The 23,865-nt window shown below is 68.0% G+C and carries 19 protein-coding genes; 10 read left to right on the top strand and 9 right to left on the bottom strand.

The features are described 5' to 3' along the window. Nucleotides 1-3: 3 nt before the first annotated feature. From ASF77_RS04290 to ASF77_RS04315, 6 genes are all read right to left on the bottom strand, one after another. Nucleotides 4-279, bottom strand: coding sequence for a hypothetical protein (locus ASF77_RS04290; protein ID WP_056334868.1), 276 nt, complete (start codon nt 277-279; stop codon nt 4-6). A 430-nt stretch (nt 280-709) separates the two neighbouring features. Further along, the gene (locus ASF77_RS04295; RefSeq protein WP_056334870.1) at nt 710-907 is read right to left on the bottom strand and encodes a hypothetical protein; all 198 of its coding nucleotides are present in this window, start codon (nt 905-907) and stop codon (nt 710-712) included. A gap of 248 nt (nt 908-1,155) precedes the next feature. Next, the gene (locus ASF77_RS04300; RefSeq protein WP_056334873.1) at nt 1,156-1,362 is read right to left on the bottom strand and encodes a hypothetical protein; all 207 of its coding nucleotides are present in this window, start codon (nt 1,360-1,362) and stop codon (nt 1,156-1,158) included. A gap of 79 nt (nt 1,363-1,441) precedes the next feature. Next, entirely contained in the window at nt 1,442-1,693 is a 252-nt protein-coding gene (locus tag ASF77_RS04305; protein ID WP_056334877.1) for a hypothetical protein, read from the bottom strand. A gap of 15 nt (nt 1,694-1,708) precedes the next feature. Next, complete coding sequence (locus ASF77_RS04310; protein WP_056334884.1) at nt 1,709-1,984, bottom strand: hypothetical protein; 276 nt, start codon at nt 1,982-1,984, stop codon at nt 1,709-1,711. 53 nt (nt 1,985-2,037) lie between these two features. Then, nucleotides 2,038-2,331 carry a hypothetical protein gene (locus tag ASF77_RS04315; RefSeq protein WP_056334886.1) on the bottom strand — a complete coding sequence of 98 codons (294 nt, stop codon included), beginning with the start codon at nt 2,329-2,331 and terminating at the stop codon, nt 2,038-2,040. A gap of 348 nt (nt 2,332-2,679) precedes the next feature. Between ASF77_RS04315 and ASF77_RS04320 the strand changes: the two genes are divergently transcribed. Next, nucleotides 2,680-4,707, top strand: a complete 2,028-nt coding sequence (locus ASF77_RS04320; protein ID WP_056334891.1) for a serine/threonine-protein kinase — start codon at nt 2,680-2,682, stop codon at nt 4,705-4,707. A 10-nt stretch (nt 4,708-4,717) separates the two neighbouring features. On the opposite strand, the gene ASF77_RS04325 is transcribed toward ASF77_RS04320, so the two are convergent. Then, on the bottom strand, nt 4,718-5,800 hold the full coding sequence (locus ASF77_RS04325; protein WP_056334894.1) for a formylglycine-generating enzyme family protein: 1,083 nt from the start codon (nt 5,798-5,800) through the stop codon (nt 4,718-4,720). Nucleotides 5,801-5,929: 129 nt separating this feature from the next. On the opposite strand from ASF77_RS04325, the gene ASF77_RS04330 reads away from it, so the two are divergent. From ASF77_RS04330 to lldD, 8 genes are all read left to right on the top strand, one after another. After that, a complete protein-coding gene (locus tag ASF77_RS04330; protein WP_082493543.1) occupies nt 5,930-6,412 on the top strand; it encodes a DUF4399 domain-containing protein in 483 nt (160 codons plus the stop codon). Nucleotides 6,413-6,428: 16 nt separating this feature from the next. Further along, nucleotides 6,429-6,848 (top strand): DUF4399 domain-containing protein, encoded by a 420-nt coding sequence (locus ASF77_RS04335; RefSeq protein ID WP_082493544.1) that lies wholly within the window; start codon nt 6,429-6,431, stop codon nt 6,846-6,848. 7 nt (nt 6,849-6,855) lie between these two features. Further along, nucleotides 6,856-8,829: an HD domain-containing phosphohydrolase gene (locus ASF77_RS04340; protein ID WP_156648720.1), complete on the top strand. Its 1,974-nt coding sequence runs from the start codon at nt 6,856-6,858 to the stop codon at nt 8,827-8,829. A gap of 17 nt (nt 8,830-8,846) precedes the next feature. Continuing rightward, a complete protein-coding gene (locus tag ASF77_RS04345) occupies nt 8,847-10,304 on the top strand; it encodes an efflux transporter outer membrane subunit (RefSeq protein ID WP_056334901.1) in 1,458 nt (485 codons plus the stop codon). 15 nt (nt 10,305-10,319) lie between these two features. Then, a complete protein-coding gene (locus ASF77_RS04350) occupies nt 10,320-11,864 on the top strand; it encodes an FHA domain-containing protein (protein ID WP_056334905.1) in 1,545 nt (514 codons plus the stop codon). Beyond that, complete coding sequence (locus tag ASF77_RS04355; protein ID WP_056334908.1) at nt 11,861-13,246, top strand: HlyD family efflux transporter periplasmic adaptor subunit; 1,386 nt, start codon at nt 11,861-11,863, stop codon at nt 13,244-13,246. The genes ASF77_RS04350 and ASF77_RS04355 overlap by 4 nt, the downstream gene beginning before the upstream one ends. A gap of 288 nt (nt 13,247-13,534) precedes the next feature. Further along, nucleotides 13,535-14,851: an MFS transporter gene (locus ASF77_RS04360; protein ID WP_056334911.1), complete on the top strand. Its 1,317-nt coding sequence runs from the start codon at nt 13,535-13,537 to the stop codon at nt 14,849-14,851. Between the two features lie 96 nt (nt 14,852-14,947). Then, a complete protein-coding gene (gene lldD, locus ASF77_RS04365) occupies nt 14,948-16,081 on the top strand; it encodes an FMN-dependent L-lactate dehydrogenase LldD (protein WP_056334915.1) in 1,134 nt (377 codons plus the stop codon). A 21-nt stretch (nt 16,082-16,102) separates the two neighbouring features. Here lldD and ASF77_RS04370 read toward each other — a convergent pair whose 3' ends face one another. Continuing rightward, the gene (locus tag ASF77_RS04370) at nt 16,103-21,235 is read right to left on the bottom strand and encodes a YDG domain-containing protein (protein WP_082493545.1); all 5,133 of its coding nucleotides are present in this window, start codon (nt 21,233-21,235) and stop codon (nt 16,103-16,105) included. Nucleotides 21,236-21,296: 61 nt separating this feature from the next. After that, nucleotides 21,297-22,862, bottom strand: a complete 1,566-nt coding sequence (locus ASF77_RS04375; protein WP_162244824.1) for a ShlB/FhaC/HecB family hemolysin secretion/activation protein — start codon at nt 22,860-22,862, stop codon at nt 21,297-21,299. Nucleotides 22,863-23,296: 434 nt separating this feature from the next. Between ASF77_RS04375 and ASF77_RS04380 the strand changes: the two genes are divergently transcribed. Beyond that, nucleotides 23,297-23,851 carry an OmpA family protein gene (locus ASF77_RS04380; RefSeq protein WP_162244825.1) on the top strand — a complete coding sequence of 185 codons (555 nt, stop codon included), beginning with the start codon at nt 23,297-23,299 and terminating at the stop codon, nt 23,849-23,851. Nucleotides 23,852-23,865 lie beyond the last annotated feature (14 nt).

Raw genomic sequence — 23,865 nt, forward strand, 5'->3', positions numbered from 1 at the left:
GCATTAGCCGATGATCTTGTTTTCGCCGCGCTGGTCGACATCGCTGTCGACGTGGACGCCGCCCAGGAAGGCCGAACCGTTGGCGGTGGCGGTCACCACCTCCTGCATCTGCGCCAGGTTCTGGGTCGCGGTGATCGACGAGTCGAACTTGGGTGCGTAGTTCACGTCGCCGAAGGCATAGCCGGGCGTACCCATCTTGAAGCCGCCGCGCACGCCTGCCATGGCATGGCGATCCAGTTGTTCGGTGCGGGCCAGGTCGGTGATGATCAAGCTTTTCATGGTGATTCTCCTGAAGTGGTTTGGGTTGGTGAGGCAATTCGTTTGCGCTCGATGGACATATAGCGAGAGGCGTGCCAGGAGCCTCGAAATCCGCTGCGGCGCGCGTAAGTCATTGGTTTATATAAGATTCGCGAAGCCACCTGCATCTTTCGCATCGCGTCGACAAAGACGCACGGACACGTCCAGTGACGGCCCCAATCCAACACATTTCGCAGCGCTGTCGTCACCCACCCAACAGACCCGTAGGGTGGGCATGCCCACGCGTTACGCACCGCCGCGTCTCCGCCCGCGTCCTCCACACCACCGGCAGCAGAAAATAAAAAAGGCCCCAAAGGGCCCATGAACAAAACAGAAGAGACGGGGAGACTACAAATAGTTGCCACCCACAAAACCAGGGCGGCCACGCATTGCACGCAGCCGCCCCCGACGCTCACGCACGCCGCGGCATGGTCGGCGCCCGCACCACGATCGCCCGCGCATCCGACACCGCATCGCGCGTCACCGCCGCCGACTTCGCCGCCGACCCCACCGCATTCGCCTGCGGCAGGCTGTCGTAAGCAAACGTCCCCACGCCGACCGCCACGAGCGCGACGACGAAAATGGCTTCCATGTGTTTGTGGATGTTCATGATGTGTTCCCCTTGATGGCTGGTTTCGAAAAGTGCGGAGCGCTTGTTTGGCTCACGATTCCGATAGAGCATGCGGCGTGCCAGCCCTGGCCACGGGGGAAGGCAGGGCGCGAGCACCGCAAAGCGTCGGCCTCACACCAACAGGCCGGCAGCGCTGACGGCTGCAGCCCAACACTCATCGAAAAGCCGCGGACGAAAAAAAAACCGTCCAGCCATCGACTGGACGGTTTCGCGTGGCAGGCTTGACGTCAGCGCGGCCGCGTCGGCGCCTGGCTGCTTCTTGCAGCGGGCGCCAGGTCGAACAGGCGCATGCGCCGCCCATGCGCCTGCGCGTGCGCACCGGCAGCGCGGCCGGCGCCGCCCGCGCGCAGGCGCGAGCCGCCGGCGATGGCGAACATCGCCTGCCGATCGAGTTCGCTACTTTCCGGTAAATCCTTGATGACGATGGTAGCCATGGGGCCTCCTGGGAATAAAGCGTTAACGGATTCCATCCCGTTGCCGGGATGGAGAGTTGAATCAGCGGACGGCGTGCGGTCAGAGTAGCACGTTGTTTTCCGCCCGCAGCACGGCGTCCAGGTCGATCTCCGGCCCTTTGAACCCGGCGCCGATGACGCCGTTTCCATTGAGGACATTGATGCCGATTTGCTGGAACTGCCCGATCTGCTGCTTGAGGTTGACGTTCACGTTGACGTCCTGGCCGAAGCCGCTGCCGCCCCGTACGACCGACATGGCTCGGTTGTCCAGTTCGGCGCTGTGCGCCAGATCCGCGATGGCGATGGATGACATGACGATGTCCTTCGCTTAGCCGATGATCTTGTTGTCGCCGCGCTGGTCGACGTCGCTGTCGACATGGACGCCGCCCAGGAATGCCGAACCGTTGGCGGTGGCCGTGGTCACGCTTTGTCCCTGCAGCAGGCTCTGCGTGGCCGTGATCGAGGAGTCGTGCACTGGCGCATAAGTCAGGTCGCCGGCTTTCCAGTAGGGCGCGGCCATGCTCCAGCCGCCGCGGACGCAGGCCATGCTGCGCTGGTCGAGTTCCTGGGTCGAGGCCAGGTCGGTGATGGTGAGTTTGTTCATGATGATGCTCCTTGAATGCGTGGATGGTGAATGGTGGAATCTTGGCTGGACGATCAGCCGTGGCGGATGATCTTGTTTTCGCCGCGCTGGTCGACATCGCTGTCGACGTGCACGCCGTTCAGGAAGGCCGAACCGTTGGCGGTGGCGGTCACGACTTCCTGCATCTGCGCCAGGTTCTGGGTGGCGGTGATCGAGGAATCGAAGCTGGGCGCGTAGTTCACGTTGCCGAGCGAGTAGGACGGCGAATACGACGGCATGCCCATCTTGAAGCCGCCGCGCACGCCGGCCATGGCGCTGCGGTCGAGTTGTTCGGTACGGGCCAGGTCTGCGATGATCAAGGTTTTCATGGTGATTCTCCTGATTGGTAAGTGGTTTGGTGTCGAGGCAGTGTTGTGCGCTCGATGGACATGTAGCGAAAGGCGTGCCAGGTATGCGCCAGGGCCGCCTCGGCGCCAACAAGTCCTTGAATGCAAACGGTTTATATCGTTACTACTCAGGGGTTGCGAAAGCGCTGGGAGAGCGCAGGAGGCGAAGGCTGTTCGGCGCCATCCGACAGTTGTCGCCTGCCTGTCGGGTCGTATCCAACACATCGAACTGCCCGGCCGGATTGAGGTGCCGCAAAGGCTTGATCATCGAGCGCTTCATGCTAGTCTCAAGCTAGCGGCCCGCATTGAGACCTCCCGATACCTCACATCATGGACAGTTTCGCGCACGCGCTCCGGCAGTTGCAGAGCGGCGCCTTGCAGCATCCCGAATTCCTGGCGCAGCTCGACCGGGTGCTGGAGAGCGCGCCCGAAAGTCCCGGCCGCCTGCTCGAGCTGCTGAGCGAGGAGCACGCGCGCGCCCCGCTTCCCGGCGAGCTTTACAAGGAAGTGCAATTGCGCATCGGCCGCCTGATCGCGGCGCGCCAGCGCCTCGGCGGCGACGACACGTTCGTGCAGACCCGGCCGGGCGCGCATGCGGCGCCGCAAGCTTCGCCACCAGCACCGCGCATCGAGGACGAGCTGGCGAACGAACCCGAGCGCATGAAGGGCGTGGGCGAGACCCTCAACGGCCGCTTCGTCCTGGAGGAATGCATCGGCTTCGGCGGCATGGGCACCGTCTATAAAGCGCTCGACCTGCGTAAACTTGAAGCCTCCGATCGCAATCCGTATATCGCGATCAAGGTGCTGAACGTGCAGTTCCGCGGCCACCCGAAGTCGCTGATCGCCCTGCAGCGCGAGGCGCGCAAGGCGCAGGCGCTGGCGCATCCGAACATCGTCTCGGTCTACGATTTCGACCGCGACGGGCCGATGGTTTATCTCACCATGGAATACCTGCCCGGCAAACCCCTGAGCCAGGTGCTGCGCGCGCCCGGTTTCGCGGGCATGCTCTATGCCCAGGTGCTGCCCATCGTCAACGGCATGGGCAATGCACTGGCCTACGCCCACGGGCGCGGTTTCGTCCACTGCGACTTCAAGCCGGGCAATGTGATCGTCACCGCCGGCGGCGCCGTGAAGGTGATCGATTTCGGCATTGCCCGCGTGTTCCAGAAGACCGAGGCCGACGTCGACGTTACCGTCTTCGACCCAGGCAGCCTGGGCGCGCTCACCCCGGCCTATGCCAGCCCGGAAATGCTGGAGCAGCGCGAGCCCGATCCGCGCGACGACATCTACGCACTGGCTTGCATCACCTACGAGCTGCTGACCGGCCGCCATCCCTTCAACCGCCTGTCTTCGGCGCAGGCGCGCGGCGCCGGCATGAAGCCGCAGCGCCCGCCGGGCCTGGGACGCAGCCAGTGGCAGGCGCTGCGCTGCGCGCTGGCGCTGGAACGCGAGGCGCGTACGCAGACGGTGGCGCGCTTCCTGGCCGACTTCGGCGCGAGCGGAACGAAGACGCGCGGCAAACTGGTGGCGGTCTCGAGCGCCGCCGCGGTGGCGCTGGCCGCGCTGGCGGTGGGCGGCTGGTACCTGTTCGGGCGCTCTCCTGCGGCGCCGGCGGCGGCGACCGCGACGGCCCCGGCGGCCGAGGCCGAGCCGGCGCCGGTGGCGGCCGCTACTGCGCCGCCCACGCCGGAGGCACTGGCCGCGGCCCTGGCCGGCATTCCCTGCGCGGCCTTGCTCGCCAGCGCCGGCGCCGATTCGGTGCAGGTGCAGGGCGTGGTCTCGGCGGCAATCGGCGAAGCGGGCGTGCGCGCGCCGCTGCAGGCGCTGCCCGGCGTGGCGAAGATCGAGCTGGCCGTGCGCGAAGTCGATCCCGCGCTGTGCCCGGTGGTGACGGCGTTCGCGCCTTACTGGCTGGCGCATCGTCAGGCGGGCGGAGGCGCCGCGCTGCGCCTGGCCGGGGCGACCGAGGCCGGCCTGAGCGAGGGCGATTCGCTGATGGTCGCCGTGACGACGCCGAACGCCGCCTCCTTCATGACCGTCGACGCCTACCTGCCCCCCGCCGGCGTGATCCACCTGCTGCCGAACGCGCTCGCCCTGGACAACCGGGCGCCGCCGCGCCACAGCGTCACCATCGGCAGGCCTGGCGACTGGCAGATCGGCAAACCAGCCGGCGCCGGCCTGGTGGTGGTGCTGGTGACGACGCCGGAACCGCTGTTCGGCACGCTGCGGCGCGAGACCGAGGCGACGCCCGACTACCTGGCGGGCGTCGCGGCCAGCCTGGAGCAGATCCGCGCGCGCAGCAGCGCCGGTGCCATCGGCGTCGAATTCCTGCCGGTCGCCACGCGCGCCCGCGAATGAGCTGCTGTCATTACTTCAGGCTGCGCGCCACCCGGAACCCGTTCTGCGACTGGCGCACCCCGGCGTCGTACTTGAAGCGGGTCGAGGCGACCATGTAGGCGGTGCCTTCGCGCCAGGAGCCGCCGCGGATCACGCGCACGCGGCAATTCGGCGCGTCCCAGACGCGGCCGTCTGCAGGGGCGTCCTTGAAGTTGTTGTGCCAGCAGTCGGCTACCCATTCCCAGACGCTGCCGCTGGTGTCGTGCAGGCCAAAGGGGTTGGCGGCGAAGCTGCCGACATTGGCCGGCCGCTCGGCGCTGTAGGGCGCGCCGCAATCCTTGCAGTTGGCCTTGCCCGGCGCCATTTGGGCGCCCCACCAGTAGGCGCTCGTGGTGCCGCCCCGGGCAGCGAATTCCCATTCCGCTTCGCTCGGCAGCCGGTAGGGCTTGCCGCTGACGGCGCTCAGCCAGCGCACGAACTGCTGGGCGTCGTCCCAGCTGACGTCGCGGATCGGCGCATTCGGCGCCGTGTTCGGCGCTTGCGCGATGCGCTGGCAGCCGCGCGCGTCGACGCAGGCATTCCACTGCTGCACCGTGACTTCGTATTTACCGATGGCGAAGGGCGCGCCGATGCCGACCCGGTGCGCCGGCTTCTCGCTCGGGTCGCTCGCGTCGTTCCCCATCGTGAACACCCCCGCGGGGAGCGAGACCATCGGCGGGCAGGCGGCGCAATCCTTGAACTCGCCGCCCGCGCGGACGGTGGCCGCCGGGGCGGGGCTTGACGCGGCGGGCGCGGGCGCCTTGGCGGGCGGGGCCTGCACCGCGGCCGGCGGCTGAACAGCTGACAGCGTCCCGGCCTGCGCCGCCGGCGCCTTCAGACGCGCCATGCGGGACTGCGCCAGCGCCGCGAAGCGCCCCTTTGGATAAGCCTTCAGGTAGGCCTCGTAATCGCTGGCGTGGGTGCTGTCCTTGATCGAATTCCAGAACGCCAGTTCGAACTGTTCGGGGCTCGCTTTGGGGACGATGCCTGGCGCCTGCATGAAGCCCTGGGCAGTGCCGGAAAGCGTCAAAGCGGGCCCGGCCAGTACGCATACCATTAACAGCTTGTGCCGCATAAATGGCTCCTCGTCCACGCTGCATATGACAGGATTTGACACAGGATTTGACTTGCGATCTGACTGAGAGTGTGACAGATTTACTGTATCGATGCGCACATCCATACGACCTCGGCTGGAGTTTTCATCATGCGCCCCATCGCCTGCCTGTTTGCGCTGCTGCTTGCGCTGTCGGCAGCAAGTGTTCATGGCCCCGCCGCGCCCCAGGTCGCGGCGGGGCCGGCCGCAGGCGCGCCTGTGAACGCATCTGTAAATCCTCCCGCGAACCCGAACAACGCCTACCTGTACTTCATCTGGCCCTACGACGGCACCGTCATCACCGGCGGCAAGTTCTGGGTGCGCATGGGACTGCGCAACATGGGCGTCGCACCCAAGGGCGCGAACGTGCCGAACACCGGCCACCATCACCTGCTGATCGATACCGAGCTGCCGTCGATGACGGAACCGATCCCCAACAACCGCAACAACCTGCACTTCGGCGCGGGCGAGACCGAGGCGCGCATCGAACTGCCCCCCGGCACCCATACCCTGCAGCTGCTGCTGGGGGACATGAACCACGTGCCGCACAAGCCGCCCGTGATGTCGAAGAAGATCACCATCACGGTGCGCTGAGGCGGCGGAGACGATCATGCGCACATCTTTCGCCGTCCTCGCTCTGGTGGCCGCGCTCGCAAGCGGCACGGCAGGCTCGGCCACCGCGCCCGCCAACGCCTACTGCTATATCGGCTGGCCGCTCGACGGTCAGGTGCTCGCGGCCGGCAAGCCCTTCCGCGTCTGGTTCGGCCTGCGCCACATGGGCGTGGCGCCCAAGGGCGTCGCCTTTCCAAACACCGGCCACCACCACCTGCTGATCGACACCGAGCTGCCGGCCGCCGGCCAGCCGATCCCGTCCGACCGGAATCACCTGCACTACGGCGCCGGCGAGACCGAGACCATGATCGAGCTCCCGCCCGGCAAGCACACGCTGCAACTGCTGATGGGCGACGAGAACCACGTGCCGCACGTGCCGCCGGTGACCTCGAAGAAGATCACGATCACCGTGCGCTAGGGACATCATGGAACCCACACCCGCATTCGCCGCCACGGGGAGCGCCGCTTCCAGCGACCCGGTGCGCGCCTATGTCGAGTGGATGGGCGCGGCGGAACCGGCGGGCGCCGTCTTCGCGCTGCACGACGAAGCCGTGCTCGGGCGCGACCGCCAGGATGCGCTGGCCTCGAATAGATACATCTGCATTCCCGAGCCGACGATCAGCCGCCGCCATGCGCGCATCCGCCGCCGCGGTGCGCAGTATTTTGTCGAGGATCTGCACTCGCGCAACGGCACCTTCGTCTGCGGCGAGCGCCTGGCGCCGGGCGCCTGGCATGTGCTGCGCGACGGCGACGAGCTGGCCCTGGCCTCGGCCCAGCTGATATTCCACTCGCTGATGCTGCCCGAGCAGGCCAACGCCGCCACCGTGATCACGCGCTCGGTCGACGCCACCCGCTTCGCACCCGTGGTCGACGCCGCGCATGCCGAGCGCACCGATCTCGAGAAAACCGTGCACCGCCTGCACGCGATGGCCCAGGTCAGCATCGCCCTGGGCGCCGTCACCGACCAGGCGACGCTGATCGAAAAGCTGATGAATTTTATCTTCGACCTGTTCCCGCCGGCCGAGCGCGCCTTCATCATGCTGTGCGACAGCGATGGCGAACTGCGCCCCGGCGAAGCGCCGCGCCCGGTGGCCGCGCGCCGCCGCGGCGGCGGCGTGGAAGACCCGGCCCAGGTGCGCATCTCGCGCACCATCGTCGACCAGGTGCTGGTGAAAAAGCGCGCCATCCTCTCGGTCGACACCCTGGCCGACCGCAACTACGCCGCCCATGAATCCATCGTGTCCCAGGCCATCCTCTCGGTGATGTGCGTGCCGCTGATCCTGGGCGAGGACGTGCTGGGACTGATCCAGGTCGACACCTCGTCCGACCCGCACGCCTTCCAGGAGGCCGACCTCGAGATCCTGAGCGGGGTCTGCGCCGAAACCGCGGTGGCCCTGAAGAATTTTCAACTGTACTCGGATATCAAGGGCCTGCTCGACGGTTTTGTGTGCGCCTCGGTACAGGCGATCGAGGAGCGCGACCCGGTGACGGCGGGCCACTCCTTCCGCGTGGCCGACTATGCCGAAAACCTGGCGATGGCGATGGCGCGCGCTGACGACGCCACGCTGCGGCGCGCCGCCTTTTCGCCGGCCCAGCTGCAGGAAATCCGCTACGCCGCCTTGCTGCACGACTTCGGCAAGGTGGGCGTGCGCGAGCACGTGCTGCGCAAAGAGAAGAAGCTGCACCACGCCGACATGCGCCTGCTCGAACAGCGCTTCCGCTACGCCCACGCCTGCCTCGAACGCCATGCCTGGCGCGGCCTGGCGCGGCGCCACCTGGAAGGCGAACTCGGGATGGCCGCCTTCCGCCGCGAATGCGAGCGCATCGAACACGAACTGCGCGAGGAGCGGATGCGGCTCGACGCCTTCTTCGCCACCATCGTGCGCGCCAACGAGCCCTCGGTCTCGCACAGCAATCCGCTGCCCGAGCTCGAAGCGATCCGCCACCATGCCTGCGCCGGCCACGAGGACCCGGACTTTCGCCTACTCAGCGACGACGAGTTCGGCGCGCTCAGCATCGGCAAGGGCTGCCTGACACCGGACGAGCGGCGCCAGATCGAGGCCCACGTCGCCGATTCCTATTCCTTCCTGATCCTGATTCCCTGGACGCGCGAACTGGCCGGGGTACCGGCGATCGCCCACGGCCACCACGAAAAGCTCGACGGTTCCGGCTATCCGATGGGCCTGAAGGGCGCCGAGATCAGCCTGCAGACGCGCATCCTGACGATCAGTGACATCTTCGACGCCCTGACGGCGCGCGACCGGCCCTACAAGGAGGCGGTACCGGTCGAGCGCGCGCTGGATCTGATCGGCGAGGAATGCCGCGCCGGCCACCTGGATGCGCGCCTGTTCAAGGTATTCGTCGAGGCCAAAGGATGGGAGGCGCGCGCCCACGCGTGAGGGCGCCGGAGGCCGTCATGACACCGCTGCCGACCAGGCTCAATCTGCACCGCGCGGCGCTGGCCGCCATCGCGGCGCTGCTGTGCGCCTGCGCCGACGTCAGCATGAAGCCGTTCAAGACGCCGGAGACCCCGGCCAAGACGGCCTGGTCGAGCCAGCAGGGCTTGCCGGTGGCGCCAGCCGAGATGATCGCGCCCGACTGGTGGAAGCAGTTCCGCGATCCCTACCTCGACGGCCTGGTGGAACGCGCGCTCGCTTCCAACTTCGACCTGAAGGTGCTGACGGCGCGCATCCGCGTGGCCGGCGCCGAGATCGGCGAGGCGCGCGCCGGCGCCTTGCCGACCCTGGACGCCGGCGCGGGGGCGAGCTTCGAAAAGAGCACCGGCCAGAAGTTCAGCAAGCAGTTCAACCTCGGCACGCAAGTGAACTGGGAGATCGACGTCTGGGGCAAGGTGGCCAAGGGCGTCGAGGCGCAAACGGCCGCCTTCAACGCCACCGAGGCGGACTGGCGCGCCGGCTACCTGTCGCTGGTGTCGGACGTCTCGACGACCTATTTCCAGATCATGCAGTTCGACGAGCAGATCCGCCAGCAGGAGCTCACCCTGGAAAAGAACCGGGCGATCCTGTCCACTTACGAGGCGATGATGGGGCAGGGCCTGATCCCGCAGACCCGCGTGCTGCAGCAGCGCGCGGAAATCAACCAGTTGAGCCGCGACCTGATCGAACTGGGCCGCCTGCGCGCCCTGGCCGGGAATGCGCTGGCGACCCTGCTCGGCACGCCGGCCGGCGACTTCAGCGTGCCCGCCGGATCGCTGCAGGGCAGGGTGCAGCTGCCCACGGTGCCCGAAGGCCTGCCTTCGCAGCTGCTCAAACGGCGCCCGGACGTGGTGGCCGCCGAATACCGGGTGCTGGCGGCCTACGACCTGGTCGGCCAGGCGAAACTGGCCCAGCTGCCCTCGATCAGCCTGACCGGGCGCGGCGGCAGTTCCAGCTTCGCGCTCGGCTCGTTGCTGAAATCCTTCACTTTCGGCCTGCTCCCGAGTATCAACTTCCCGATCTTCGACCCGAGCGTCAAGGCGCGCCTGAAGACCAGCGAGGCGCGCACCGAAGTGGCCGAGGGCGAGTACCGGCGCGTCGTGATGGCCGCCTTCGAGGAAGTGGAGAACGCGCTGGTGAACCTGGATGCGCACCGGCGCCAGCGCGTCGAGCTTGAACAGCAGGCCGAGCGCCTGGGCGTGGTCGCGGCCCAGGTCGAGGCCCAGCTGAAGGAAGGGATGGTGTCGCAGCTGGAAGTGTTCGAGGCCCAGCGCACGCTGCTGGCCTCGCAGCTGGCGCTGCTGGCGAACCACCAGCAGATCCTGTCCGATACGGTGACGCTGTACAAGGCGCTGGGCGGGGGCTGGCCGCCGGTGAATGTGAAGAATGCGGTGCAAAATGCGGTGCAGAATGCGGTGCGCGATCCGTCGGCGCGCTGACCGGGGAGGCGCAGCATGAGCGCCTCGGATGCGATGCTCGCCGCGCCGCGCGCCGCGCCCGCCGGGCGGCTGATGATCGTGCTGGCGCCGGTCTCGCACCCGGAGCTGGGCCCGATCCGCATCCACGACAACCTGTTCGCCATCGGCCGCACCGAGGCGCCTTTCGACAGCTATCCGAACGATCTCGCCGCCGACCTCTCGCGCCGCCATGCGCGCATCTTCTGCGAGCATGGCGCCGTGTATTTTGCCGAACTGGGGAGCAAGAACGGCAGCACCGTCAACGGCGTCCCGGTGCGCCAGGCCATCGCCGCGCTGCACGACGGCGACCTGCTTGGGCTCGGCAAGACGCTCGTGTTCCGGGTGCAGATGGAAGCGGGCGCGGGCCACGCGCCGCAGACATCGCAGGCGCGGCTGGCCTCGTTGACCCTGGTGCCCGAAGGCGGCGCCGGGATGCAGCCGATCGTCGTCACCGAATTCCCCTTCATGGTCAGCAAGGCCGACGACGCCTTTGCCCGCTACAAGGAGATGGATCCGGCCCAGGTGAACTACCTGTCGCGCCGCCATGCCCACCTGTTCCTGCGCGGCGGCCAGCTCCACATCGAAGACCTGGGCAGTACCAACGGCACTTTTGTGAACGACGTGCGGCTGGACGAACACGCGGTGGCGCTGCAGGAAGGCGACGTCCTCGCCTTCGGCGGACGCCATTTCGTCTACCGCGTCGCCCTGGAATGGGAGGCGGTGGCGCGCGACCCGACCCTGACGCGCATCGGCGCGCTTCATCCGGCGGCGGCCGCCGACCGCACGACCTTTGTCGCCGCCGCCGATTCCTTCCTCGACATCTTCTGCGTCGATCCGGCGCCGGCGGATGCGCCCGACGCCGCGCCGATACTAGATGCCGAGGACGCCACCGTGCCGCCCCAGAACCGCGCCGGCGTCATGCTCGACGGCCTGTACGCGGCACTGGGCGGCAGCGGCCGGCTGAACCGGCGCCGCCTGCGCCTGTCGCTGGTCGGCGTCGTCATTGTCGCCGGCGCGCTGGTGTGGGCGGGGCTCGGCATCGGCAGCGCCGAGCGCGCGGTGGAAGACCTGCTGGCCGAGCGTGCCTACCCGCAGGCCGCGGCGCGGGCAAGTGCCGCACTGGCCGACGATCCGGGCAATGCGCGCCTGCGCGCGCTGTCGACCGAAGCGCTGCTCAAGGCGCACTTGCCCGCCTGGATGGCGGCGCTCGAAGCCAGGCAGTTCGACAGGGCGGCGCGTCAGGTCACGGTGCTGCGCGCCGGTGGCCGCTACAACCCGGAGCTGCCGCCCCTGCTCGACGCGCTGGACTGGATCACCGGCCTGGAAGGTTTTGTCGCGGCACGCGGCGGGGCCGGCGCGCCCGTGGCGGGTGCGGCCGACGCCGCCCGCATCGCGCAGCTATTAAAAGAGTGGGACGAACGTAACGAGGCTTACCAGCGCGCCTTCGAAACCATCTCGGCCCACGTGCCGGCCTACCGCGACACCTACGCCACGGCGCTCAGCGACCTGCGCCGCCTGGCGCTGGCCAGGAGTGCGCCATGAAACCGGACTGGATCAAGCCGCAGGGGCTGACGCCCCTGTCCGAAGCGCTGGAAGAGCATAGCGCCGAAGGGATTTCGATCCTCACCGCCAACCCGTGGCGCTTCACCCAGGCGCTGGTGTACGCGATGGTCGGGCTGGTGCTGGCGGCGCTGTTCTGGTCTTTCTTCGGCCACGCCGACGTGCTGGTGACGGCTAACGGTACCCTGGCGCCGGCTTCCGAGGTGCGGCGCCTGTATGCGCCCATCGACGGCGAACTGAGTAACATCTACATCGCCGAGGGCCAGCCGGTCAAGGCGGGCGACGTGGTGGCCCGGATCTATGCGCGCGGCGCGATCGAGGCGGCGCGCAACGCCCTGGAAGCGCGCCTGAAGCTCGAGGATGCGGAGCGCGAGTGGAAGGAATTCCCGGAGAAGAAGGCGCTGTTGGAGCGCAACGCCGCCGCCCTGCGCGAAGCGACCGAAGTCGAGGAGCGCCAGCACCGCCGCCGCCTGGCCGAGGGCACGGCCAGCCTGGCCCAGGGCCAGAGCGCCCAGCAGCAGGAGGCGCGCACGAACGTCGCCGACGCCCAGCGCGCGCGCGACGCCGCCCGGCTCGAAGCCGACAAGTTCGCGCGCCTGTTCGCGCTGCCGGGCGGCGGCGGGGTCTCGCAGCTGCAGGTGGAGAGCAAGAAGAACGAGCTGCTGGCCGCCGAAAACGCCCTGCGCGTGGCCCAGGCGCGCGTGACCGAGCTGGCGGCGCGCCAGAGCCTGGAGTCGACCCAGGCCCGATCCAGCCTGGAGACCAGCGGCCAGGAGCTGGAGAAGCTGCGCCTGCAGGCGGAATCTGCCGAGCGCGAAGTTGCCAACGCCGAGGACAAGCTGCGCCTGCAGGTGCAGACCGCGCGCCTGGTGGCCGACGCCGCCGCGCGCATCAAGTTCGAGAACATCGACAAGGAGAACTTCCTGCGCATCGTCGCGCCCGTGGATGGCGTGATCACCGACGTCACTTCGACCCAGCCGGGCGACAAGATCCAGGCGAACGCGCCGCTGGGCGGCATCGCGCCCAGGAATGCGCGGCCGATCCTCAAAATCGAAATCGCCGAGCACGACCGCGGCTTCCTGCGCGAGGGGCAGGCCGTGCAGATGAAGTTCAATGCCTTTCCCTACCAGCGCTATGGGCTGATTCGCGGCACCTTGCAATACATCTCGCCCGCGACCAAGCCGTCGCTGCAGACCAAACAGCCGGTGTACGAGGGGCGGGTGTCGCTGGAGCAGGCGCAGTACCGCGTCGGGGAGACGACCTATCCGCTGCGCTACGGGATGACGGCGATTGCGGAAATCGTCGTGCGCGAGCGGAGGTTGATCGACCTGGCGCTCGATCCGTTCAGGAATATCGGCGGGTGAGGGTACGGGACACGGTGGGGTGCGCGGCGGTACGTACGCGCGGGCATGCCCGCCCTACAAATCGAAACCGCCGCTTAAGGTAGGGCGGGCATGCCCGCGTTAAACAACCCGCATCTTGAAAACGCCGCTCCGCCCGTTTTTTTTGTCCTCCTTATGTCTCCCATTGCACTGTTCTCCTTACAACTTTTGTGCACACTCGCCTGCACAAGCAGCACAATGCGCCCTACCTTAAGCAAAACTACGTTTTTCCACAAAAACATAAGAACAGCTAAACCAAGAGGATACAGGATGGCGACAGCCCCCATTACCGTTGAGCAGGGCATCCAGACCGCAGGCGTCGGCAAGTTCCAGTACCGCCTGTTCATGATCTTCGGCCTGGTCTGGATGGCCGACGCCATGCAGGTGCTGTCGATCGGCTTTTCCGCGCCCTCGATCGCCAAGACCTTCGGCATTCCCGTCCCGCAGGCGCTGCAGACGGGCACCCTGTTCTTCGTTGGGATGCTGGTCGGCGCCTTCGTCTTCGGCCGCCTGGCCGACCGCATCGGGCGGCGGCCGGTGCTGATGGGGGCGGTGGTGATCGACGCCGTGTTCGGTGTCGCGTCCGCCTTTGCTCCGGACTTCACCTGGCTGCTGGCCCTGCGCTTCCTGACCGGGATCGGTGTCGGCGGCACGCTGCCGGTCGATTACACGATGATGGCCGAGTTCCTGCCGAGCGACCGGCGCGGGCGCTGGCTGGTGCTGCTCGAATCCTTCTGGGCGGTCGGCACCATCTTCCTCGCCGTGCTGGCCCTGGTGGCCGTGCGCTGGGGCGACGACGCCTGGCGCGTGATCTTTTTCGTCACCGGCCTGCCGGCCCTGGTCGGGGTCGTGCTGCGCCTCTTCATTCCCGAGTCGCCGATGTACCTGAACCGCAGCGGCCAGCCGGAAGCGGCGCGCGCCGTGCTGGCCAGGGTGGCGGCGGTGAACGGGCGCGATGCTGCGATTCCCGCGCTGGCGCCCGACGCACACGTCAAGCGTTCGCTGGGCGCGCTGTTTTCAAACGTCCTGCGCCGCCGCAGCATCGCCCTGTGCGTGGCCTGGGCGCTGATCTCGATCGCCTATTACGGCGTCTTCGTCTACCTGCCGGTCAAGCTCAGCGCGGAAGGCTTCGGCTTCATGCGCGGCCAGGAATTCCTGATCCTGCTGGCCGTCGTCCAGCTGCCGGGCTTCGCGCTGTCGGCCTATGGCGTCGAGCGCTGGGGCCGCAAGCCGACCCTGATCGGCTTCCTGCTGCTGAGCGCCGTCGGCTGCATGTGCTACAGCCTGGGGACGTCGACGGCGCTGGTGGTCGGCTCGACCCTCCTGATGAGCTTTGCGCTGCTGGGCACCTGGGGGGCGCTGTATGCCTTCACGCCCGAGGTCTATCCGACCGACCTGCGCGCCAGCGGCATGGGCATGGCCGGCGCCGTGGCCCGCTTCGGCGGCCTGTTCGCGCCGACCATCGTGGCGCCGGTGATGGCGACCCGCTTCACGCTCTCGCTGGCGATGCTGGCGGCTTTCCTCGTCGTCGGCGCGCTGGCCATTGCCTGCGTCGACGTCGAGTCGCGCAACCGCGCGCTGGAGTAAGGACGAGGTTAGGGACGGCCCGCGCGGCGGGGATTTTTGTTGCCAGAGGGGCATGCGTTGCCGTAAGCTCAAGCATCACCCGCATCGCTGACCCTCATGATCATTTCGTCCGCCACCGATTTTCGCGAAGCCGCCCGGCGCAAGCTGCCGCCTTTCCTGTTCCACTATCTCGACGGCGGCGCCGGCGCCGAGCAGACCCTGCGCAGCAATGTCGACGACCTGCAGGCCGTGCGCCTGCGCCAGCGCGTGCTGCGCGGCTCCGAGCAGCTCGACCTGGGCGTGGACTGGTTCGGCGAGCACTATGCGCTGCCGATGGCGCTGGCGCCGATCGGCCTGGCCGGCATGTATGCGCGGCGCGGCGAAGTGCAGGCGGTGCGCGCCGCCTGCCGCCAGGGCATCCCGTTCATCCAGTCGACCGTCTCGGTGTGTCCGCTGGCGGAAGTGGCGGCCCAGGCCTCGAAGCCGATCTGGTTCCAGCTGTACGTGCTGAAAGACCGCGCCTTCATGCGCGACGTGATGCGGCGCGCCTGGGAGCTCGGTTCGCGCACCCTGGTGTTCACGGTCGACATGCCGGTGCCGGGCAACCGCTACCGCGACGCCCACAGCGGCATGAGCGGCGCCAACGGCCCGCTGCGGCGCGTGCTGCAGGCCATGCTGCATCCGCGCTGGGCCTGGGATGTGGGCGTGCACGGCCGTCCCCACGATCTCGGCAACATCACCGCCTACCGCGGCCACGCCACGGGACTGACCGACTACATCGGCTGGCTGGGCGCCAACTTCGATCCCGAGATCGCCTGGAAGGATCTGCAGTGGATCCGCGACGAGTGGCAGGGCAAGATGATCATCAAGGGCATCCTCGACCCGGACGACGCGCGCGACGCGCTGGCCTTCGGCGCCGACGGCATCGTGGTGTCGAACCACGGCGGGCGCCAGCTCGACGGCACGCTGTCCTCGGCGCGGGTGCTGCCGGCGATCGCGCAGCAGGTCAAGGGCAAGCTGGCGATCTTCGCCGACGGCGGCGTGCGCACCGGCACCGACGTGTTCCGCATGCTCGCGCTGGGCGCCGACGGCGTGCTGCTGGGCCGCGCCTTCATCTATGCGCTCGCCCACGGCGGCCAGGCCGGCGTCGAACGCCTGCTGGCCATCATGGAAAAAGACCTGCGTACCAACATGGTGCTGACCGGCGTGAAGTCGGTGCGCGAGATCGGGCCGCACCTGCTAGCCGAATAAGGCGGCCGCCCGCGCAGCGCTTCAGCGCAGCTCGAACAGGTAGTCGCCGCCGCGCTGGTGGCCGGCCGCCGTCACCGATCCGTACTTCGGCGTCTGCGGGAATTCCTTGCGCACGCCGGCCTGCACGTCGTCGAAGACCGTGCTGCCCGGCTTCCAGTTGGCCACCCCGCCCACCACCTGCATCAGGTTCCAGGCGAAGATCGAGTGGTTGCCCTTGCCCTCGTCGGCCACCGGTTCGTCGCCGCCCGAGGACAGCACGACCACCGAACGCTTGGCCAGCACATCGTCGGCGCTGACGTTGCGCCCGACCGCTTCCATGCCCTCGCGCGCAAAGGCGCCCGAATAGCAGCTGTCGGAAATGAGGGCCAGCTGCTTCGAGCGCACGTTCGAGAGCAGCTGCGCGATGTCGCTGTTCGAGATCCACTGGCGTGGATCGCTGGCCGAGGCATCGCTGGGCAGCCAGTAGCCGGCGCCGTCCTTCTCCAGCGAATAGCCATGGCCAGCGTAGTAGACGACGACGCTGTCCGAGCCGTCGATTTCCGTCGACAGCGCGTTCAGGCTGCGCACGATTTCCGCCTTGTCCGGGTTGCGCAGGATCCGCACCTCGTAGCCGAGCTTTTCGGCGAACAGGCGCCCAATGGCGTCCACGTCGGGGATCGCATTCTCCAGCTGCGGAATGGTCTTGTCGGCATACTCGTTGATCCCGACCAGGAGCGCGATCTTGCGTTCGATCTGCGGCAGGGTCGCCGTTTTCGCGAGCACCTTCCTGGCCGGCGCGGGCGCCCCTTTTTTCGCAGCGTGCATCAGGTCGAGCTGGGCGGCCGTGATGCGGCAGGCGCCCGAGCTGGCCTCGACGACGGTCGTGCAGGGGCGCAGGTCGGCCAGGCTCGGATCGAGTTCGAGCTTGTGCACCGCGTTGGCGAACAGCTTTTTCTTGAAGTCACGCCGCTCGTCGAGCATGCGCCGCAGCTCGTCCTGGCCCATCGCGCCGATGCGCACCGCCTTGAAACCGCGGGTGGCCGCCGGGCTCGAGGCGTCGAGGAGACCGCTCGCCTCGCCGGCGGTGTCGGGCAGGATCTGCGCGGACTGGACGGCCGACTCGATCGCCGTGTTGCCGCTCGCGTTCGCGGTCTGCACGGCGGCGGTCGGGAAGACGGTCTGGCGCACCACCAGCGCGGCGGCGTTTTCGGGTGCCTGGACGAACAGGTAGTTCGCCGCGAGCAGGCCGCCGCCCTCGATGGCATAGCTGCCCGGCGCCGCCTGCGGCGCCGCGCCGCTCGTCCACAGCAGATTGCCGCTGGTGGCGGTGGCCAGGCTGTCGCCGCCCTTGAAGCCGGTCACGGTGCCGTCCAGGGGCGCGCCCGCCTGGCCCGCCTCGCGCACGGCAGGCGTGGCGCGGTAGGTGAGGGTGGCCGGGGTAATGGTGCCGATATCGGCGCCCGCCGTGACCTCCACCGGATTCGAGGCCGTACTGGCCAGGCGTACGCCGCCGACGCTGTAGTTGGGCGCGTCGGCGCCGGCGACGGTGAAGCCGCTGACGCTGACGCGCTTTTGCTGGCCGACGTTGGCGGAGTCGTAGCTGCCGACGGCGGGGCCGGCAACGGTGAGGGCGTCGTTCGCGATCGCGCCGTTCAGGATGTACTGGACGCCGGCCAGGCTGGCGCCGGTGGTCGCGTCATACTCCTTGCTGACCTGGCCGGCAATGCCGATTTCCAGCGGCCGCGGGGTGATCGAGGCGCGCGTCGTGAGCGGCCCGGTCAGCACGTAGTTGGGGGCGTCGGCGCCGGTCATGATACTGGTCGTGAAGGTAATCAGCTTGTCCGCGCCGACGTTCTTGTCCTCGAATAGGATTTCGCTGGTGCCGATCGTGACGAAATCGCCGGGCAGCACGCTCGGGAATGCGCCGAACGAAATCCAGGCGCGGCGCGTGCCGTCGTAGACCTTGTCGGCGCCGGTGATGTTGGCCGTGGTCGGGCGCGGCGTGATGTCGGCAATGGTCGTGGCCGATGCCGACAAGGTATAGTTGGCCGCATCCGCCCCGGTCAGCACACCGCCGCTGACCGTCACCGTCTTGCCGGTGCCGGCATTCTTCGTATCGAACAGGCCGCTCAAGCCGGTGACGCTGATGTCGTCTCCGGCGAGCAGGCCGGGGAGATTGTAGGACACGGTGGCCGCGCGGGTACCGTCGTAGACTTTGTTGGCCGCGCTGATGTCGAAGCCGACCGGCCTCGGCGTGATGTCGGCCGTGGTCGTGGTTGGCCCAGTCAGGGAGTAATTGCCGGCGTCGGCGCCGGCCAGCGCGGCGCCCGTCACCGTCACCGTTTTGCCGGTGCCGACGGTTTTCGTGTCGAACAGGCCGGTAAAGACGGCGAAGGAAACGTCGTCGCCGGCCAGCAGGCCCGAGACGACACCGGAGATCGGCGCAGTGCGGGTGGCGTCGTATACCTTGTTGGCTGCGGAGAGCGTGTAGTTGACTTCCAGTGGCGTGATATCGGCAGTCGTCGTCGTCGGGCCCGTCAAGGTGTAGTTGCCGGCGTCCGTCCCGGTCAGCGCGGCGCCGGTGACCGTGACCGTCTTGCGCGTGCCCACATCCTTCGTGTCGAACAGGCCGTTCAGCCCGGTCAAGGCGACATTATCGCCAGCGAGCAGGCCAGGGACACTGCCTCTCACTTGGGCCGTACGGTTGCCATCATAGTCTTTGTCAGAAGCGGCAATGGCGTAGCCGACCTCCCTGCGCGTAATTTCTCCAAGGTAGACCTGGTCGACGCCGTACACGGGTATGCCGTTGCGCGAGACCTCGAAGAAGTCGGCCCTGTTGCCGTTGATCGTGTAGGAGATGGACTTCGCCTGCCCTACGTTCCGGTTGTCGAAAGTGCCCCGAACAGGCACGCCGTTACTGCTCGGCGTAAGCACGAGGTCATTGGGCCAGCTATTGACAAGCGCGTCGGTGAAGGTGGCGGTCGTCGTGCCGTCGTAAAAGCGCGTGGCGTTGAGCGTAATGCGCATCTCAAGCCCATTCCCTAACACCACGCCGTTGTCGATGTTGTTCTCCATGAAACCGGAGTCTCCGCCGACCTGGATGAAGTCGTAGCTGATTCCTCCGAACGTCGTCTGCGCTAATTGATCGAAGCCGCCGTCGAGTTCGATCAGCCAGCGGCCGGGGCCGGGTTGCAGCTGGCTGCCGTTGTTTGAGAACGTGCCTGTCTTTATCACGATCGCATCTTCTGAGTTCGACGAGGACAGGGTTGCGTTATCGAGTTCAATAGTGTCAGCGTGAAGGTCGATAACGCCTTGTTCGGAGTTCAGGCTGGCACCCTGAATCGAAATCCTCCTCGTCGGCAATTGCTGGAAGAAGTTGTCGCCGGGGTCTTGAATAAGCACTCGGCCTCCATTGAGCCGGATGTCGCCGCCCGCCGAGAGAATTTCGCTCCCGGGTTCGAGCGTAATCCCGCCGCCGTCCACGCCGTCCAGGTCGGCGACCAGGGTCACCCCCATTGGCCCGCCAATGCTCGCGATCTGCACGTCTTCACGCAGGATGATGTCATTGTGGGCGCGTAAGGTCAGCGAACCGGGCTCGTCAGCGTCCCCGGGAGAGATATCGGCTTCGACTGAAATATTGCCCTGTCGGAACCCGCCGTCCTGGTCGGGAAAAGTGCCGCCCCCAGTGCTGATGATGACATTCGTGCCCGCGCTCAGCTTCGCTGAGATTTCGGGCGCCCCAATGGTCGTGAAATCCGTCGACGACGTAAAAGTAGCCGAGTCGCTCAACACGGTGGCGGTGGTATCGGTAATGGCGATGTCGCCCGGATCGAGCAGCCAGGTTCCTTGCTTGCCCTGCGGGGCGCTGACGTCGAGCGTTTTCGGATGCGCCTCCAGGTACAGCCCCGAGGTCTCGACGAAGCCGCCGTCGCCGCCTGCGGCCCCGCCCTTGGCCTCGATGCCGCCGTAGACCCGGGTCGCCGCATTCGCCCAGACCACGACCTTGCCGCCGTCGCCGGCCCCGGTGGCATTGGCCTTGATCGTCGCGCCGGGCCCGACGAACGCCGCCTGCGCGTTCGGCACGGCCGGGTTGGCGCCCTGCAGGTCGCCGCCGATCAGCACTTCGCCCCCGCCGCTTGCGCCCGAGGCATCGACCGCAGCCTCCCCGACCAGTCCGATCCGCTCGGCCAGCAGTTGCAGCCGCCCGCCGAGCCCGCCGGCGCTGGTGGCCGTCACGCTGCCGTCGACGAGCGCGGTACCGCCCGCCGATTCGATTCTGACGTCACCGCCGCGGCTGCCGCCGGCTGCGTCGGCACCGACCTGGCTGGCGGCGGACAGATTAACGTCGCCCTGGGCCCGGATCAGGATGCGCCCGGCCGGATCGGTACCGATACTGTCGGCGCGCACGATGCCCTGCTGGTTGACGATGCCGCCATGGACGTCGATGCTGCCGCCGCGCGGGGCCAGCAGACTTCCGACGTTGAGCGCTTCGTTGGCGGGCGCGCTGACGCGCACCCCAACCCGCGGCATGCCCGAATCGACCAGCTCGATGCTGTCGCCGGCGGCCAGCACGATCTGGCCGCCGGGGCTCTGGACGAGGCCCTTGTTGCGCACCGTGCCGCCCAGCAGCCAGGCATGGCCGCCGAAGCTGGTGCGGATCTCGCCGCCATTGAGCACCGATGCGGTGGGCAGCCCCGTCGCTTCGAAACGGTGGCGCCCGGCCAGGAAGTCCTCGTTCGACAGCGCGAGGGTGGAAGCGACCAGGCTGGCGACGTCGACCCGCGCGTTCTCGCCGAAGAGCACGCCGTTCGGATTGAGCAGCCACACCGCGCCGTTCGAGGACAGCCTGCCGAGGATGCTGGACGGGTCATTGCCGACCACGCGGTTGAGCACCTTGCTGGCCGCGCCGGCCTGTTCGAAGTGCACGCCGTTGTTCGCGCCGATGGAAAAACTCTCCCAGTTCAGGACGGCGTTGGGCGTGTTCCTGACCGTCATCTGGCCCTCGCGGGTGGCGATGTCGGCGGCGCCGTTGACGACCGTCGCTCCCGTCGGCAACTGCGCCCATGCGGGTGCTGCGGTACCGAAGGCCGCCGCGACGGCCGCCGCGACCGCATGCCGGCGGAAGCTGGCGCAACGCACGGAGTGGACTGCGCGTAATCCGGAAGAGGGTTTCATGATGGGGCCTGTCGGTTCGGTGGCGTGGTTCGATGAAGGAGGGCGCCGCGAGCAGCGCCTTTCAGAAAACGAGGTTGATGGCGACGTGGCCGCGCACGTCGCGCGCGGACGTGGACGTGCCGCGCGAGAGGGCGCGTCCGATGTCGACGCTGGCGCTGGCGTTGCGCCGGAAGGCGACGCGGGTGCCGATGCCGGCGCCGCTCAGGTCGCAGGAACGGGTGGCGAGGTCGCGGCAGGGCGCGTCGCCGTGGTTGCGTACGCGGCCATGGTCGAGGAAGACGAAAGGCCGCAGGCGCAGGCCCTCGGCCAGGCCGGGCATGGGCGCCGAGGCTTCCAGACGCACCAGGTAGCCGGTGTCGCCGCTGACTTCCCGATCCAGGTAGCCGCGCACGCTGGCCGCGCCGCCCAGCCCGAACTTCTCGGCCGCGATCAACTGGTGCGGGCTGTATTGCAGTTCCACGCGCGCCGCGATGGAAAACACGCCGACGCTGCGGTCGACGAAGCCGGTCAGGCGCGCGATCGCGTAATGGCGCCGCGCCCCGCGCCGCGCCGCTTCGAACGCGGCTCCGTCGCTGCCGCCGGCGTTCACCGACAGGGCCGCATGAACGCCGTAGTCGATGAGCTTGCCGTCGCGCTGGCCGCCATAGGCGATGCTCAGCGGGACGGTGCGCAGATCGACGGCGGCGGCGCCGCAGCCGGCCGCGCCGAAGTCGCCGACCGAGCACTCGTCGTCGTAGTCGCGCCAGTCCAGCCCGACCGTCACGTGATGGTCGTATTCGCCGATCCGGTCGAGATGGCGGTTCATGCGCAGCCCGGCAACCGTTCCCTTGCCGGTGAAGGAGAGCGGGCCGGCGGTCGTCAGGGTGGTGCCGATGCTGACCGTGGAGTGGGCCACGAAGGCGTCGATCGAAGCGGCCTGCGCATACAGCGGCAGCCGGTAGCCGGCGCTGAAGATGCGTACGCGGTCGGGGTTCTCCGGCGAGGTCTGGAATTGCAGGGTGCCGACGTGGTCGCGGCCGAACAGGTTGGCGTTCTGGACGCCGACGCTGATGCGGTGCCGGCCCGAACTCCGGGTGCCGGTATTGGCGTAGCCGAGCAGGTACTGCAGCGGGTTGCTGTCGGCGACGCCCACCTCGGCGTCGATCTCGCCGGGGCGCGCGCCCGCCGCCAGCGTCACCTGCACCTGCTTGGCGGGATTGTCGTTGCTGAGCTGGATCTCGCGGTCGACCGCGCGCACCAGCGGCGTCGTCCCTTCGCGCAGGCTGGGGAGCCCGGCGCGCACGTTGGCCGTGTCGAAGTGGGCGTTGCCGCTGACCCGCACCGCGGCCAGCTTGCCCTCGACCACGCGCACCACGACGATGCCGTCGGTGCTCTCCTGGGCCGGCACATAGGCGACGACGCCGCCGTAGCCGGCGTCGCGGTAGGCGTTCTGGATGCGCAGCGCCAGCGCTTCCAGCTCCGCCATGCCGGGCCGGGTGCCGGCCAGGCCCGCCGTCAGCGCCGCCAGCCGAGGCTCGGGCAGCAGGGTGTTGCCCTCGACGCGAACGCCGGAAATGGGCGCCGCGCCCTGCTGGCCTGCGGCGAACCCAGGGACGGCAAAGCACAGGGCGCCTGCCTGCAAGAGCACGCGCAAGATCGGCGAAAGACACGGCGAAGGACGCGGCGAAAAACGCGGCAAACCTGGAACGCGGGCAGACCTGGCCATCGGTATTCTCCTGTAGGACGGCAGCAGGGATGCTTGCCGTCCCTCGACTTGCAGGGGCGGTCGTGGTTCCGCTTGCGCGACCGGTGATCTCGACGGCCGGCAACAACGCGGCCGATAACTAGATAAATAGTTTTTAAGATAGTGCGCTAAATTTAATTGTTGGTAAATTGATTTTGAACGTGTGGTGAAGGCGCAACCGGTCGAGCCGGTGCCGGCCCGCCGGCAGACGGCAACGCAAAGTCATTGAACATTGGGTCGGGGTCGGCTACGATTCCTGACAAGTCCGCTCCAAGCGGCCGCCGGCCGCTGCGGCGCATCGATTTTCCCTGGAACCATTAATGACCGAGGAGTTCGACATGAATGCACGTTCGCTGCTGGCCGCCCTGGCTTCGTTGGCCGTTGCCTTGCCCGCGCTGGCCCAGGAAGGCCCGGTGCTCAAGGAAGGGCATGTCGACGTCGGCACCCTGGTCGATGCCCTGGCGCCAGCGGAACCCAAGCCGCCCGTCCGTACCCGCAGCATCCGCATGGTGCGCGACGACGTTGGCACCGCGCCGGTATCGTCGAAGCCGGCCAAGGTCTCGCTGACGATCACCTTCGACACCAACTCCGCCAACCTGACCCCGCGTGCGCGCCAGTCGCTCGACGTCGTCGGGCAGGCGCTGGCGTCCGAGAAGCTGGCGGCCGCGCGCTTCGCCATCGAGGGCCATGCCGATCCGCGCGGAGTGTCCGCCGCCAACCTGAAGCTGTCTCAGTTGCGGGCCGAATCGGTGCGCGACTACCTGGTCGACACCGCGCGCATCGACCGCGCGCGGCTGGACGCGGTCGGCAAGGGCGACAGCGAACCGATCGATCGGCAGAATCCGGACGCGCCCGAGAACCGCCGCGTCACCATCGTCAACCTGTCGCGCTGATCGTTTGCCAAGGC

The organism is Massilia sp. Leaf139, from assembly GCF_001424165.1.
In the GTDB taxonomy this organism is placed as follows: Bacteria; Pseudomonadota; Gammaproteobacteria; order Burkholderiales; family Burkholderiaceae_D; genus Telluria.